This window comes from Streptomyces sp. NPDC048419 (assembly GCF_043200415.1).
Classification (GTDB): domain Bacteria; phylum Actinomycetota; class Actinomycetes; order Streptomycetales; family Streptomycetaceae; genus Streptomyces.
This window is the reverse complement of record NZ_JBICXT010000001.1, coordinates 703,342-717,544: the sequence shown is the minus strand read 5'-3', so window position 1 is coordinate 717,544 and position 14,203 is coordinate 703,342. Positions and strand designations below refer to the sequence as shown.

The window sequence follows — 14,203 nt, the reverse complement described above, 5'->3', positions numbered from 1 at the left end:
TCGAGGGGGAGCGGGTCGGCAGTGTGCGGTCCCGGTATTCCAAGACCTCGGGGAAGTTGTGTCCGGTGTCCACGTGCAGCAGCGAGAAGGGAACCGGCGCCGGGGCGAAGGCCTTCAGCGCCAGGTGCAGCATGAGGATGGATTCCTTGCCGCCGGAGAAGAGGATCACCGGCCGCTCGAACTCACCCGCCACCTCACGGAAGATGTGCACCGCCTCGGACTCCAGCGCGTCCAGGTGGGAGAGGGTGATGCCCCGCACCGCCGCGCTCACACCAGCCCCCGCTCCGCCAGCACGGCGTGCACCGCGTCCGCCGACTCCCGCGGTGTCTGGTCCTGCGTCGGCAGCACGAGATCCGGGTCCAAAGGCGGCTCGTACGGGTCGTCGACGCCCGTCAGACCCACCAACTGCCCCGCGGCCTGCCGGGCGTAGAGCCCCTTCACGTCCCGCTCGCTGCACACCTGGACCGGTGTGGCGACATGCACCTCGATGTACGGCGTGGCACTGGCGTCGTGCCGTGTGCGCACCGCCTCGCGGCTGTCCGCGTACGGCGCGATGACCGGGACCACGCAGAGCACGCCGTTGCGCGCGAGGACCTCGGAGACGAGGCCGATGCGCTGCACGTTGGAGTTGCGGTCCTCCCGCGAGAAGCCGAGGCCCGCGGAGAGGAAGCGGCGTATCTCGTCGCCGTCGAGGACTTCCACACGATGTCCCTCGGCCTTCAGGCGTTCGCCGAGGAGGCGGGCGATCGTCGTCTTGCCCGCGCTCGGCAGTCCGGTGAGCCAGACGGTGGCTCCCTGAACCCGTGCCGTGGTGGTCATGCGCAACTTCCTCTTTTCTTGCCTTGGGGGCTCCGAGGCACCCTAGGTAAGAAACTTGAGAAGAGTGAGAGAAGAAGCTGAGGGTTCCGTGAGTGACGCAAGTTGTGGCTGGGATCACACGCCCGCGAACTCGGCCCCCGCGTCCCTGAGCCGCGCGTGCAGGCCACGGAAGACCGCCGCCGAGCGGACCCCCGGCCAGCCCCCGGGCAGCAGGCGGGCCGGCAGACCCGGGTCGATGTAGGGGAGATGGCGCCAGGAGTCCAGGGCGAGGAGGTAGTCGCGGTACGCGTCCTCCGGCGAGGTGTCCGTCCGGTGCTCCCATCCCTGGAGCACGGGCCCGTGACGGTCGAGGAACGCCTCGTGCTCCTTGGCGATCGCGGCCAGGTCCCACCAGCGGGCCACCGCCTCCGCGGTCGCCGCGAACCCGAGGTGCTCGCCGCGGAAGAGGTCGACGTACGGGTCCAGGCGCAGCCGCTGGAGCGTGTGCCGGGTCTCCTCGTACAGCCCCGCGGGCGCGATCCACACCCCCGGCGTCGCCGTGCCGAAGCCGAGCCCGGCCAGCCGGGACCGCAGCACGTGCCGCTTCTGCCGCTCCGACTCCGGCACGGAGAACACGGCGAGCACCCAGCCCTCGTCCTCGGGCGGCGTCGTGGCGTAGATGCGCCGGTCGCCGTCGTCGAGCAACTGGCGGGCGTCCGGCGAGAGTTCGTAGCCGGCCGAGCCCTGGGCCGTGCGGGCCGGCACCAGCAGCCCGCGGCGTTTGAGCCGGGACACCGACGAGCGGACCGAGGGGGCGTCCACGCCGACCGCGGCCAGCAGCCGGATCAGTTCGGCCACGGGCACGGGGCCCTCGGCGAAACGGCCGTAGGCGCCGTAGAGCGTGACGATGAGAGACCGTGGTGCATGCTGGTCGGACACGTTGATCATCTTAGGTCGTCGGCATCAGTGCTGGTCACCATCGGTTTCACGTTCGACGTCCGGTTCGCTGCGCAGCCGGAAGCGCTGGAGCTTGCCGGTCGCGGTGCGCGGCAGCGCGTCCAGGAAGACGATCTCGCGGGGGCATTTGTACGGCGCCAGCTCGGACTTGACGAAGGCGCGCAGGGATTCGACGTCCCGCCCGGCACCCTCCTTGAGCACGGCGTACGCCACGACCACCTGCCCGCGCGCCTCGTCGGGCCGCCCCACGACGGCCGCCTCCACCACGTCCCGGTGGCGCAGCAAGGCGTCCTCGACCTCGGGTCCGGCGATGTTGTACCCGGCCGAGATGATCATGTCGTCGGCGCGGGCGACGTAGCGGAAGTAGCCGTCGCCGTCGCGGACATATGTGTCACCGGTGATGTTCCAGCCGCCGCGCACATAGACGTGCTGCCGCGGGTCGGTGAGGTAGCGGCAGCCGACCGGGCCGCGCACGGCGAGCAGTCCCGGCTCGCCGTCGGGCACGGGGTTGCCGTCCTCGTCCTGCACCCGCGCCTGCCAGCCGGGTACGGCCGTGCCGGTCGTCCCGGGTCTGATGTGCTCGTCGGCCGCGGAGATGAAGATGTGCAACAGCTCGGTGGCGCCTATGCCGTTGATGATGCGCAGCCCGGTCCGGTCGTACCAGGCCTGCCAGGTGGCGGCGGGCAGGTTCTCGCCGGCCGAGACGCAGCGGCGCAGTGACGCGATGGCATGGGCGTCGAGTTCCTCCAGCATCGCGCGGTAGGCGGTCGGTGCGGTGAACACCACCGAGACCCGGTGCTCGGCGATCGCCGCCAGCAGCTGCTTGGGATGGGCCTGTTCCAGAAGGAGCGAACTCGCGCCGGCCCGCATCGGGAAGACCACGAGACCGCCGAGCCCGAAGGTGAAGCCGAGCGGTGGGCTGCCCGCGAAGACGTCGTCCGCACGGGGCCGCAGCACGTACCGGGAGAAGGTGTCGGCGATCGCGAGCACGTCCCGGTGGAAGTGCATGCAGCCCTTGGGGCGGCCGGTCGTGCCCGAGGTGAACGCGATGAGTGCGACGTCGTCGGCCGCGGTGTCGACGGCCGGGTACGGGGTGCCGGGCGCCGGCCGGTGCAGCAGGTCGTCGGGGGCGTCACCGCCGTACGTCGTGATCCGCAGGCCGGGTATCTCGGCCTTCGCCAGGTCGTCCACGGCCCGTATGTCGCACAGCGCGTGCGTCACCTCGGCGATCCCGCACACCGTGCTCAGCTCGTGCGGGCGCTGCTGGGCGAGCACGGTGACCGCGACCGCGCCCGCCTTCAGCACCGCCAGCCAGCAGGCCGCGAGCCAGGGCGTGGTCGGGCCGCGCAGCAGGACGCGGTTGCCGGGGACGACGCCGAGATCGCCGGTCAGCACGTGCGCGATGCGGTCGACACGGGCGCGGAGCTCGCCGTACGTCCAGGACGGGCCCGCGGGGGTGTGGAACACCGGGCGCGCGGGGTCGGCGTGCTCCAGCAGCTCGGCGGCACAGTTCAGCCGATCGGGGTAACGCAGCCCCGGCAGGTCGAAGCACAGTTCGGGCCAGTCCTCGCGCGGCGGGAGGTGGTCGCGCGCGAAGGTGTCGACGTGGGCCGAGACGTTCATGGCGGTGCGCCCCCTTGCCGTTCTGGCCGTCGTGGTGGGCTCGCACTTGGAGCGTATCGTGTTGGTGACGACAGTCAACGGTACGCGATACGGTCGGGGTGAGGCGCTGAGGAGAGGGGACCGGCAATGCCCGCATTCTCGCTCGAACCGGAACAGATCGCCTGGTGTGGCGAGCTGCGCACCCTGGCCGCGGAGCAGTTGCGCCCGCTCGCCGAGAAGGGCGAACCGGGGCACGTCAACCGCGCGCTCGTCGCGGAACTGGGCCGGCTCGGGCTCCTGGGGCGGCTGTTCACCGCGGGCGCCCTGGACCTCTGCCTGATGCGGGAGTCACTGGCGTACGCCTGCACGGAGGCCGAGACCGCCCTCGCCCTGCAGGGCCTCGGCGCGCATCCGGTGCACGCCTGCGGCACCCCGGCCCAGCGCGACCGCTGGCTGCCGAAGGTCGCCGACGGCACGGCGGTCGCGGCCTTCGCGCTGACGGAACCGGGGGCGGGCTCGGACGCCGGGGCGCTGGCGCTGCGCGCGGAGCCGGAGCCCGACGGGTCGGTCACGGCCGAACCCGACGGCCGGGCCGGCTGGCGGCTCACCGGTGAGAAGTGCTGGATCTCCAACGCGCCCCAGGCCGACTTCTACACCGTCTTCGCCCGGACCACCCCCGGCGCCGGCGCGCGGGGCGTGACCGCCTTCCTCGTCCCGGCCGACCGGCCCGGGCTCACCGGCACGGCCCTCGACATGCTCTCGCCGCATCCCATCGGCGCCCTCGACTTCGACGCCGTACCCGTCACGGCGGACGACGTGCTCGGTGAGGTGGACCGCGGGTTCCGGGTCGCGATGGGGACGCTCAACCAGTTCCGTCCCAGCGTCGGCGCGTTCGCGGTCGGCATGGCGCAGGCCGCGCTCGACGCGACCCTCGCGCACACGTCCCGACGGGACGCCTTCGGCGGCAAGTTGAAGGATCTGCAGGCCGTCGCCCACCAGGTCGCCGAGATGGCGCTGCGCACCGACGCGGCCCGCCTCATGGTCCACGCTGCCGCGGCGGCGTACGACGAAGGCGCCCCCGGCGTCCCCAAGCGCGCGGCGATGGCGAAACTGCTCGCCACCGAGACCGCGCAGTATGTGGTCGACAGCGCCGTCCAGTTGCACGGCGCCCGCGCCTTGCGCCGCGGCCACCTCCTGGAGCACCTGTACCGGGAGGTGCGCGCCCCGCGTATCTACGAGGGGGCGAGCGAGGTCCAACGCGGCATCATCGCCAAGGAGTTGTACGCCGACGTGGAGACAGTGGAGGAATCGCAGTGAGTACCGAGCGCGTCAATCCACCCGAACTCTCCCCGGCGACCGGCTTCTCCCACGCCGTGGTCGCCACCGGCTCCCGCGTGGTCCTCCTGGCCGGCCAGACCGCTCTAGACGCCGACGGAAAGGTCGTCGGCGACACCCTTCCCGAGCAGTTCGGGCGGGCCCTGGCCAATCTGCTCACGGCCCTGCGCGCGGCGGGCGGTACCCCGGCCGATCTCGCCCGGGTCACCGTCTACGCCACCGATGTCGCCGCCTATCGCGTCCACGCGCCCGAACTGGGCCGTATCTGGCGGGAGTCGGCGGGCCGTGACTATCCGGCGATGGCCGTCGTCGGGGTCGTGCGCCTGTGGGACGAGCAGGCGATGGTGGAGCTCGACGGGTTCGCCGTGCTGCCGTAGGCGGCGGCGTACGGCTGCGGTGTGCTCAGGCCGCGACGGCCAGCCGCTCGACGGGCACCCGGTGCGGCGCGACGGCCCGGCCGTCGGACGTGAGCTCACCGGTGTCGTCGAAGACGATCGCGCCGTCGCACAGCAGGCTCCAGCCCTGCTCGGGGTGGGCGGCGACGACGTGCGCGGCGTTGCCGTCGAAGGAAGGGCACGAAGACTGGTGGGAACACATGGCGCACCTCCACGTCGGTCGGGACCGTCCGTCCGGTCCCTACGTACAGACCATGCTCCCCTCGTGAACTCATCGGAACGGCCCGCCGTGAAGCGTGACAACACGCGGACAACCCCCGGACGGTTCCACGACGGTCGGTGCGGACTCGCCACCGAAGGGGTGACGGTCACGGCCGCCGGCGTTCTCGCCGGGTACCAGTGGAAGCCCCACCTACAGGAGGTTTCCCATGACCAAGCGTCCCGCCCTGGCCCTCGCCGCCGGTGCCGCGCTGTTCCTGCTCGCCGCTCCGGCCGCCCCGGCGACGGCGGCCCCGCAGCGGACCACGGACGTGCAGGAGACGGTGACCGTCGACCCGACGGGCCACATCGCCGAGGACGGCGCCGTCACGCTCTCCGGCACGTATCGCTGCGTGGGCGGCGACGGAGCCGCCTTCGTCAGTTCCAACGTACGGAAAAGCTCCACGACCTCCGACGGCGGCACCACGACCATGATCCAGGGCATCGGCGGCACGGCGGCCGTCTGCGACGGCGAGACGCACCGCTGGGAGAACAGCAGCGTGCCCTCCATGGAGGTCGCGCCGGGCAAGGTGACCGTCGAGGCCACCGTCACGGAGCTCAGCTTCCACGGCATCCTGCCCCTGCCCCGCTTCCACGCCATGGAGCGGCACGAGGTCACCCTGAGCAAGGCCTGACAGCCGCCCCGTCGCGCCGCCGGCCCGAAAGGCCGGCGGCGCGCGGCGTTCCGGGAACGGACCGGCCGGACCGAAACGCTCTACTTATCCCTCGTGCAACGACAAGATATTGTGCAAGTACGGCATCGGAAGACCGGCGGCGAGGGGTGTGACGGACATGGCCAAGGACGCCTCCTCGCGGCCGGTGGTCAGCAGGCGCCGCGAAGTCGGTGACACGAGCGCCCGTTCGCTGCTGATGACCATGCTCGGCGAGTACGTCCTGCCGCGCGGCCGGCCCGTCTGGACGTCCGCGCTGGTGGAGGCGCTCGCGCTGTTCGGCGTCGAGGAGAAGTCGGCCCGCCAGTCCCTGGCCCGTACCGCCGCCGAGGGGTGGCTGGCCTCGGAACGGGTGGGCCGCCGGGTGCGCTGGGCGCTGACCCCGCCGGGACGCCGCCTGCTGACCGAGGGCGCGCAGCGCATCTACGACTTCGGGCGCGAGGAGCGCGCCTGGGACGGCACCTGGCTGGTCGTCCTGGTCTCGGTGCCGGAGTCCAAGCGCGACCTGCGCCACCGTGTCCGCACCCGGCTGAGCTGGGCCGGCTTCGGCTCCCCGGAGCCCGGCGTGTGGATCACGCCCCGCGCCGACCGGGAGGCGGAGGCGCTCGCCGTGCTGAAGGAACTCGGCCTGGCCGACGACGCGATGTCCTTCACCGCCTCCTACGGCGACGTGGGCAGCGAGCCGGCGATGGTCGCCCGCGCCTGGGACCTGAGCGAGGTGGAGGAGCGCTACGAGTCCTTCATCGACGAGTTCACGGGCCTGCGCCCGGCGGACGGCGACGCCGTCCTGCGCGACCTCACCGCACTCGTCCACGAATGGCGCCGCTTCCCCTTCCTGGACCCGCGCCTGCCCGCGAGACTCCTCCCCACGGGCTGGAGCGGAGCGCGGGCGGTGGACCTCTTCCACGGCAGGCACGCGGACTGGAGCGCGGCGGCGCAGCGGCGCTGGGAGGAACTCGAGGGCCCGGCCGGCTAGACCCCCAGCCCCGGGAAGACCTTCGCCGCGTTGCCCGACAGCACGCCGCGCAGCGTCTCCTCCGGCAGGCCCAGCTCCCGTAGCGCGGTGACGTTGTCCGACGTTCCCGGCACCCCCGGCCAGTCCGTGCCGAAGATCCAGCGGCCCGCCAGCCTCAGCAGGTCGAAGCGGGCGTAGTAGCCGGGGAGTTTGTGCGGGGGCAGCCCGGCGAGGTCGAGCCAGACGTTCGGGCGGGCCAGCGCCAGGAAGGCGGCGGTGTCATACCACCAGCCCCGGCCGCCGTGGGCGAACACGAACTGGACGTCCGGGAAGTCCTCCACGGCGTCGAGCAGCAGCTGCGGGTCGCCGTAGCGGGCCCGGGCGCCGGGGAAGGTGGAGGTGCCGGAGTGCACGATCACCGGGACGCCGCGCTCGGCGCACAGGCCGTACAGCGGGTACAGCTCCTTGTCGCCGGGGTCGAAACCGGCGTGCACGGGATGGAGCTTGACCGCGACCGCGCCCAGGTCCAGCTGGCGCTCGGCCTCCGCCGGCAGCGGGTGGTGCAGATGCGGGTTGACGTTCGCGACCAGCCGGAAGCGGACCGGGTTGTACGCGACGACCGGCAGCAGGTCCTCGATCGGCTGGATGCCGGTGGCCCGCGGGCTGTACTCGCAGAACAGCAGCGCACGGTCCACGCCTTCGGACTCCAGCAGGGCGTCCAGCCGCTCCGGCACGGGGTCACCCTGATCGTCGTAGGCGTCGCGCCACGGGTGTCCGCGGGAGAACGTCCGCGCCCACTCGAACCAGGCCGGCTTGAGCGTGGACAGCCGCGGCACGTGGACGTGCGCGTCCACCACCGTCTCACCGCCGATCACGGCGTCTCCTCGGAGCGGACCATCTCCCGCAGTACGTTGCGGCGGATCTTCCCCGTCGGCGTGCGCGGCAGCTCGGCCAGGCCGACGACCGCGCGCGGCCGCTTGAACGCGGCCAGGCCCTCCCGGCACCAGGCGACCAGCGCCTCCGCATCGACCTCGCGCCCGGCCCTCGGCACCACGCACGCCACCGGCTTGTCCAGCCCGTCCGGGTCGCGCGCGCCGACGACGGCGACCTCCGCCACGTCCGGATGGGCCAGCAGCCGCTCCTCGACCTCGGCGGGCGAGACCCAGATGCCGCCCGCCTTCAGCAGGTCGTTGGTGCGGCCCATGCAGGTGTACGTGCCGTCGCCGTTGCGGACGTACGTGTCGCCGGTGCGCACCCGGTCGCCGAGGAAGACCTGACGGGTGGTCGCGGCCCGGCACCAGTAACCGGTGGCGGCCGACGCCCCGCGCACATACAGCTCTCCGGGCACGCCCTCGCCGGCCACCACCCGGTCCTCCGCGTCCCGCAGCTCCACGGCGTACCCCGGAACAGGCTCGCCGGAGGAACCGAGGTGGACCCGTCCCTGCCGGTTGGAGATGAAGATGTGCAGCATCTCGGTCGACCCGATCCCGTCGAGCACCTCGACGCCGAACCGCTGCCGCATCCCCTGGCAGATCCGCGCCGGCAGCGCCTCACCGGCCGAGACGCCCACGCGTACGGTCCCGAAGGCGTCGTCGGGGATGTCGAAGCTCGCGAGCAGCGCCCCGAGGAAGCCGGGCACGCCGAACAGGACCGTGGCCCGGTCGGCCGCCGCCCGTTTGGCGAACAGTGCGGGCGAGGGCCGGGCCGGCTCCAGCAGAGCGGTGGCGCCGGCCGACAGCGGGAAGAACATCGAGTTGCCGAGGCCGTAGGCGAAGAACAGCTTCGCCACCGAAAGGCAGCGGTCCTCGGGGCCGATGCCGAGCACCCGGCGCCCGTAGTTCTCCGCGACGAGCCTGATGCCGTCGTGCCGGTGCATCGCCGCCTTGGGCGTGCCCGTCGTACCGGACGTGTAGAGCCACAGGGCAGGGGAGTCCGACCAGGTGGGATACGGCCCCTCGTCCGCGCCGGCGGCCCGCAGCCGCTGCCACTCGTCGCCGAGGACGACGTGCTCGACCTCCGGAGCCTCCTGTACGGCGGCCCGCACCAGGGGCGCGAACTCGGCCGATCCCAGCACCAATCGCGTACGGCAGTCCGCCATCAGCCTGCCCAGTTCCGCCCCGGTGAGCATGGTCGAGGCGGGCACGGCCACCGCGCCGATGCGGAAGGCGGCGAGGATGCCGGTGAACAGCTCGACGTCGTCCGCCATGCAGAACAGGACGCGCTCCTCGGGCCGCACCCCGAGGGCCCGCAGCCCGGCCGCCACCCGGCCGACCTCGCCGGACAGCTCTTCGTAGGTCAGGGCACGGGTGGGCGTCACGACGGCCGTGCGACCGCCGTTGCCGCCTCTCACCTGCCGGTCGACCAGCCACTCGGCCGCGTTGAACAGCTCGGGCATGACGGCCGCCTCACACCAGTCGGACGTACTCGTAGTCGAACGGTTTGCCGTTGATGCCGTTCACCGGCGGTGCCACCCAGCTCGCGATCTTCCCGCGCTCGTACACCGGTTGCATCAACGACCGTACGAACGCCAGGTCTTCGGCCGTCGGCAGCCAGTGCCCGCGGTTCGCCTCCCAGGTCTCCTCGTCGACGATCGTGCCGTCGGGCGTGACGCGGTGGCCCGCGGCGAGACCGACGTGGCGGTTGAAGCCGGGGTGCGGGAGCGTCAGCCGGAAGTCGACGCCGTGCTCGTCGAGGATGCGGTTCCAGCGCTTGACGCCGGTCCTGCAGTCGGCGATGTACTCGTCGCGCAGGTCGAGGTTGAGCGCGAGCAGCGCGGGGACCTCGTCCACGCCCCAACTCCCGTCCCCGGCAGGCTTGTCCAGCCGTACGCCGTCCTCGGTGAGCAGGTGGTCGTCGCCCCGCCGCTCCTCCTGCCAGCGGCCCTTCAGCCCGGCGGTGTAGTAGTTGGCCGCGTTGGTGGAGGTCTCGCTGCCGAACAGGTCGAGGGAGACCGTGTAGTGGAAGTTGATGTACTTCTGGACGATGTCGAGTGGGATGCCGCCGCAGGCCGCGATGTCCAGCGTGTCGTTCTCGCGCACCAGTTGGGCGCTCCGGGTCACCACACGGTCGACACCCGTGGTGCCGACCATCATGTGGTGCGCCTCCTCCTTCAGCATGAAGACGCAGGTCCGCGACAGCGGGTCGAAGGCGCTCTCCTTGAGCGAGCCCAGCTGGTACTTGCCGTCCCGGTCGGTGAAGTAGGTGAACATGTAGAAGGCCAGCCAGTCGGCGGTCTCCTCGTTGAACGCGCCCAGGATGCGCGGCGAGTCGGGGCTGCCGGAGTTGCGGTAGAGCAGGGCCTCGGCCTCCTCACGTCCTTCGCGGCCGAAGTAGGCGTGCAGGAGGTAGACCATCGCCCACAGGTGGCGCCCCTCCTCCACGTTGACCTGGAAGAGGTTGCGCAGGTCGTACAGGCTCGGCGCGCTCAGCCCGAGCAGGCGCTGCTGCTCGACCGAGGCGGGCTCGGTGTCGCCCTGGACGACGATCAGCCGCTGCAGGTCGGCGCGGTACTCGCCGGGCACCTGCTGCCAGACCGGCTCGCCCTTGTGCTCGCCGAAGGCGACCCGGCGGTCCGGGGTGGGTTCGGCGAGGAAGATGCCCCAGCGGTAGTCGGGCACGTTGACATGGCCGAAGTGCGCCCAGCCGTCGCGGCCCACCGACACGGCCGTACGCAGGTAGACGCCGTGGTTCTCCAGGGACGGGCCCATCTCGCCCCACCAGCCGAGGAACTTGGGCTGCCAGCCCTCCAGCGCCCGTTGCAGCCGGCGGTCGTCGGCGAGTCCGACGTTGTTGGGGATCTTGGAGTCGTAGTCGATGTCCGTGGGCATCGGGTCACACCCGCTTCCGGTCGTAGACCGCCCGCCGCCCGGTGCCGTAGCGGCGCAGCGCGCCCTCCGGACCCGAGGCGCCCGGGCGTACGAAGATCCAGTTCTGCCAGGCGCTGAGGCGGCCGAAGATCTTGGACTCCATGGTCTCCGGGCCGACGAACCGGTGGTTGGCCTCCATCCCGGTCAGTGCGTCCGGGCTCAGCGCGGCCCGGTTCTCCAGGACGAGACGGATCTCGTCCTCCCAGTCGAGGTCGTCGGGCGCGTCGGTGACGAGCCCGAGCTCACGCGCCTGGGCGGCGGTCAGTGAGTGCCCCGCCTCCCGGTGCAGCCAGTCGAGATGGTCGTCCTGGCGGTAGAAACGAGACTGCAGACGCGACAGTCCGTTGCCCATCGGAAAGATGCCGAAGTTGGCCTCCGACACGACGAGTCGAGCCCGCTCCTCGCTGTCCGGGTCCTCGATCGGCGGCCCGTCCAGCATGTACTGCACGTCGCAGGCCAGGGCGAGCTCCAGCAGCAGTCCCGCGAAGCAGCCGCCCGGCTCGATCAGCGCGACGAGGCTGCGGCTGGTGACGTCGAGACGCTTCAGGGTGCGCTTCCAGTAGTGCAGCACCTCGTTCGCCAGCCAGTCGTCCTTCGCGCCCAACAGCCGCTGTTCGTGGGCGAGTACGCGTTCCGGGTCGCCCTCGGTGCGCAGCACCCAGGTGCCCAGCTCGGGCTCGTTCGTCCGCAGCCGCAGGATCAGATCGTCGAGTTCACGGGTGAGGCCGAGCAGCCAGCCGTCCTCCTCGTCCGGCCCTCGTACGGTGATCCGGACAAGCCCGCCCGGGCGGTCGAACTCGGCGCGCACGTACCGGTAGAAGATCCCGTTCCCGGTCACCTCCCGCTGCAGCGGCCCGAGTCGAACGCCCCGGACGTCGTCGGGACGGGGATTCAGCGCCGCCGCCTCCCGCGCCCGCTGCTCCACGATCGCCCGGAACTCCCGCCGCGGCACCACCTCGTCCACCAGCCGCCAGTCGACGGCCGTCTTCCCCCGTACGCCGTCGCTGCGGGTGGCGAAGACGTCGGCGAGGTCCTTGCGCACCCGGCGCTTGTCCGTGAGCCGGGTCAGCCCGCCCGTGCCGGGCAGCACGCCCAGCAGCGAGACCTCGGGCAGGGCGACCGCCGAGGAGTTGTCGTCGATCAGCAGAATGCGGTCGCAGGCGAGCGCGAGCTCGTAACCGCCGCCGGCGCAGGAGCCGTTGACCGCGGCGATGAAGGTGAGGCCCGAGTGCGCGGAGGCGTCTTCCATGCCGTTGCGGGTCTCGTTGGTGAACTTGCAGAAGTTGACCTTCCACTCGTGCGGGGAGCCCGCGAGCATCCGGATGTTCGCGCCCGCGCAGAAGACCTTCTCCTTGGCGCTGGTCAGCACCACGGCCCGCACCTCGGGGTGCTCGAACCGCAGCCGCTGGAGCGCGTCGTACAGCTCGATGTCCACACCGAGGTCGTACGAGTTGAGCTTGAGCTCGTAGCCCGGCACCAGTCCGCCCTGCTCGTCGACGTCCAGCTCCAGCCAGGCGACCGGCCCGTCCGTACGCAGCCTCCAGTGCCGGTACGTCTGCGGGCTCCGGTCGAAGGACACCTCCACCATGCCGAGCGCCTCCTCGCGCCGGTGCGGGTACCGATACCTCGATCGTCTACAGAAGAGCGGCAGGGCGTCAAGGTTCTGTAGAACAAAAAGCGGCCGGAACGAGGTGTGGCGCCGGGCCCGCGAGGGGTGCCCGGCGCCACGGAGGCGGGGTGAGCCGCGCGGACGCCCCGGAAGGAGCCGGGCGTCCGCGAAGAGCTAGATGTCCCGGAAGATCTCGATCTGCGCCCCGACCGAGTTCAGGCGCTCGGCGAGGTCCTCGTAACCGCGGTTGATGACGTAGACGTTGCGCAGCACGGAGGTGCCGTCGGCCGCCATCATCGCCAGCAGGACGACCACGGCGGGCCGCAGGGCCGGCGGGCACATCATCTCGGCGGCGCGCCAGCGGGTCGGGCCCTCCACCAGGACCCGGTGCGGGTCGAGGAGCTGGAGGCGGCCGCCGAGGCGGTTGAGGTCCGTCAGATAGATGGCCCGGTTGTCGTAGACCCAGTCGTGGATCAGCGTCTGGCCCTGCGCGACGGCGGCGATGGCCGCGAAGAACGGGACGTTGTCGATGTTCAGGCCCGGGAAGGGCATGGGGTGGATCTTGTCGATCGGGGCCTCGAGCTTGGAGGGACGGACCGTCAGGTCGATCAGCCGGGTGCGGCCGTTGTCCGCGTAGTACTCCGGCGAGCGGTCGTGGTCGAGTCCCATCTCCTCCAGGACCGCCAGCTCGATCTCCAGGAACTCGATGGGCACCCGGCGCACCGTCAGCTCCGACTCGGTCACCACGGCCGCGGCGAGCAGGCTCATCGCCTCGACCGGGTCCTCGGAGGGGGAGTAGTCCACGTCGACGTCGATGTCCGGGACGCCGTGCACGGTGAGCGTCGTGGTGCCGATGCCCTCGACCCGGACGCCGAGCGTCTCCAGGAAGAAGCACAGGTCCTGGACCATGTAGTTGGACGAGGCGTTGCGGATGACGGTGACTCCGTCGGAACGGGCCGCGGCGAGCAGCGCGTTCTCCGTGACGGTGTCCCCGCGCTCGGTCAGCACGATCGGCCGGTCGGGCCGGATCGCCTGGTCCACCTGGGCGTGGTACTGGCCCTCGGTGGCGGTGATGTCCAGCCCGAACCGGCGCAGCGCGATCATGTGCGGCTCGATGGTCCGCGTGCCCAGGTCGCAGCCGCCCGCGTACGGCAGCTTGAAGCGGTCCATACGGTGCAGCAGCGGGCCGAAGAACATGATGATGGACCGCGTCCGCACGGCCGCGTCGGAGTCGATCGCCGCCATGTTCAGCTCGGCGGGCGGCATGATCTCCAGGTCCACGCCGTCGTTGACCCAGCGGGTGCGCACGCCGATGGAGTTGAGGACCTCGAGCAGGCGGTACACCTCCTCGATCCGCGCGACCCGGCGCAGCACCGTGCGTCCCTTGTTGAGCAGGGACGCGCACAGCAGTGCGACGCAGGCGTTCTTGCTCGTCTTGACGTCGATGGCGCCGGAGAGCCGGCGGCCGCCGACCACGCGCAGATGCATCGGGCCCGAGTAGCCCAGCGAGACGATTTCGCTGTCCAGGGCCTCACCGATTCGAGCGATCATCTCAAGGCTGATGTTCTGGTTGCCGCGCTCGATGCGGTTGACGGCGCTCTGGCTGGTACCGAGCGCCTCCGCGAGCTGTGCCTGCGTCCAGCCGCGGTGTTGCCGGGCGTCACGGATGAGCCTGCCGATGCGTACGAGGTAGTCGTCTGCCATGAGGTTGAGGTTATCTCATATATGAGATGGGGCCCGTTGAGGGGTCCGTTCGG

13 protein-coding genes and 1 pseudogene are annotated in these 14,203 nt (G+C 71.5%); 4 read left to right on the top strand and 10 right to left on the bottom strand.

Annotation, left to right across the window (positions count from 1 at the left end; genetic code table 11):
* Positions 1-19: 19 nt before the first annotated feature.
* The 4 genes and pseudogenes from ACGFYN_RS03105 to ACGFYN_RS03090 form a co-directional block, all read right to left on the bottom strand.
* Positions 20-271, bottom strand: a pseudogene (locus ACGFYN_RS03105) (phosphoadenosine phosphosulfate reductase family protein); the annotation flags it as partial.
* Entirely contained in the window at positions 268-819 is a 552-nt protein-coding gene (gene cysC / locus ACGFYN_RS03100; protein WP_393863971.1) for an adenylyl-sulfate kinase, read from the bottom strand. The pseudogene ACGFYN_RS03105 and the gene cysC, both read right to left, overlap by 4 nt.
* A 114-nt stretch (positions 820-933) precedes the next feature.
* Complete coding sequence (locus ACGFYN_RS03095) at positions 934-1,746, bottom strand: PaaX family transcriptional regulator C-terminal domain-containing protein (protein WP_393863970.1); 813 nt, start codon at positions 1,744-1,746, stop codon at positions 934-936.
* Positions 1,747-1,761: 15 nt separating this feature from the next.
* Complete coding sequence (locus ACGFYN_RS03090; RefSeq protein WP_393863969.1) at positions 1,762-3,378, bottom strand: AMP-binding protein; 1,617 nt, start codon at positions 3,376-3,378, stop codon at positions 1,762-1,764.
* Positions 3,379-3,504: 126 nt separating this feature from the next.
* Here ACGFYN_RS03090 and ACGFYN_RS03085 point away from each other — a divergent pair, with 126 nt between their 5' ends.
* Together ACGFYN_RS03085 and ACGFYN_RS03080 are read left to right on the top strand one after the other, a co-directional pair.
* Positions 3,505-4,674: an acyl-CoA dehydrogenase family protein gene (locus ACGFYN_RS03085; RefSeq protein WP_393863968.1), complete on the top strand. Its 1,170-nt coding sequence runs from the start codon at positions 3,505-3,507 to the stop codon at positions 4,672-4,674.
* Positions 4,671-5,069 (top strand): RidA family protein, encoded by a 399-nt coding sequence (locus ACGFYN_RS03080; RefSeq protein WP_393863967.1) that lies wholly within the window; start codon positions 4,671-4,673, stop codon positions 5,067-5,069. The genes ACGFYN_RS03085 and ACGFYN_RS03080 overlap by 4 nt, the downstream gene beginning before the upstream one ends.
* Positions 5,070-5,094: 25 nt before the next feature.
* Here ACGFYN_RS03080 and ACGFYN_RS03075 read toward each other — a convergent pair whose 3' ends face one another.
* Complete coding sequence (locus tag ACGFYN_RS03075; RefSeq protein ID WP_393863966.1) at positions 5,095-5,289, bottom strand: DUF5999 family protein; 195 nt, start codon at positions 5,287-5,289, stop codon at positions 5,095-5,097.
* 226 nt (positions 5,290-5,515) lie between these two features.
* Between ACGFYN_RS03075 and ACGFYN_RS03070 the strand changes: the two genes are divergently transcribed.
* The gene (locus ACGFYN_RS03070) at positions 5,516-5,980 is read left to right on the top strand and encodes a DUF6299 family protein (protein ID WP_393863965.1); all 465 of its coding nucleotides are present in this window, start codon (positions 5,516-5,518) and stop codon (positions 5,978-5,980) included.
* Between the two features lie 157 nt (positions 5,981-6,137).
* Entirely contained in the window at positions 6,138-6,992 is an 855-nt protein-coding gene (locus tag ACGFYN_RS03065; protein ID WP_393863964.1) for a PaaX family transcriptional regulator C-terminal domain-containing protein, read from the top strand.
* Here the strand turns inward: ACGFYN_RS03065 and ACGFYN_RS03060 are convergent.
* From ACGFYN_RS03060 to ACGFYN_RS03040, 5 genes are all read right to left on the bottom strand, one after another.
* On the bottom strand, positions 6,989-7,846 hold the full coding sequence (locus tag ACGFYN_RS03060) for an amidohydrolase family protein (RefSeq protein WP_393863963.1): 858 nt from the start codon (positions 7,844-7,846) through the stop codon (positions 6,989-6,991). The two genes, ACGFYN_RS03065 and ACGFYN_RS03060, sit on opposite strands and share 4 nt — an antisense overlap.
* Positions 7,843-9,366 carry a benzoate-CoA ligase family protein gene (locus tag ACGFYN_RS03055; protein WP_393863962.1) on the bottom strand — a complete coding sequence of 508 codons (1,524 nt, stop codon included), beginning with the start codon at positions 9,364-9,366 and terminating at the stop codon, positions 7,843-7,845. The genes ACGFYN_RS03060 and ACGFYN_RS03055 overlap by 4 nt, the downstream gene beginning before the upstream one ends.
* Before the next feature lie 10 nt (positions 9,367-9,376).
* Positions 9,377-10,798, bottom strand: a complete 1,422-nt coding sequence (gene boxB, locus ACGFYN_RS03050; protein ID WP_393863961.1) for a benzoyl-CoA 2,3-epoxidase subunit BoxB — start codon at positions 10,796-10,798, stop codon at positions 9,377-9,379.
* A 4-nt stretch (positions 10,799-10,802) separates the two neighbouring features.
* Positions 10,803-12,425 (bottom strand): 2,3-epoxybenzoyl-CoA dihydrolase, encoded by a 1,623-nt coding sequence (gene boxC / locus ACGFYN_RS03045; protein WP_393863960.1) that lies wholly within the window; start codon positions 12,423-12,425, stop codon positions 10,803-10,805.
* 195 nt (positions 12,426-12,620) lie between these two features.
* Positions 12,621-14,150: a helix-turn-helix domain-containing protein gene (locus ACGFYN_RS03040; protein ID WP_393863959.1), complete on the bottom strand. Its 1,530-nt coding sequence runs from the start codon at positions 14,148-14,150 to the stop codon at positions 12,621-12,623.
* Positions 14,151-14,203: the final 53 nt, after the last annotated feature.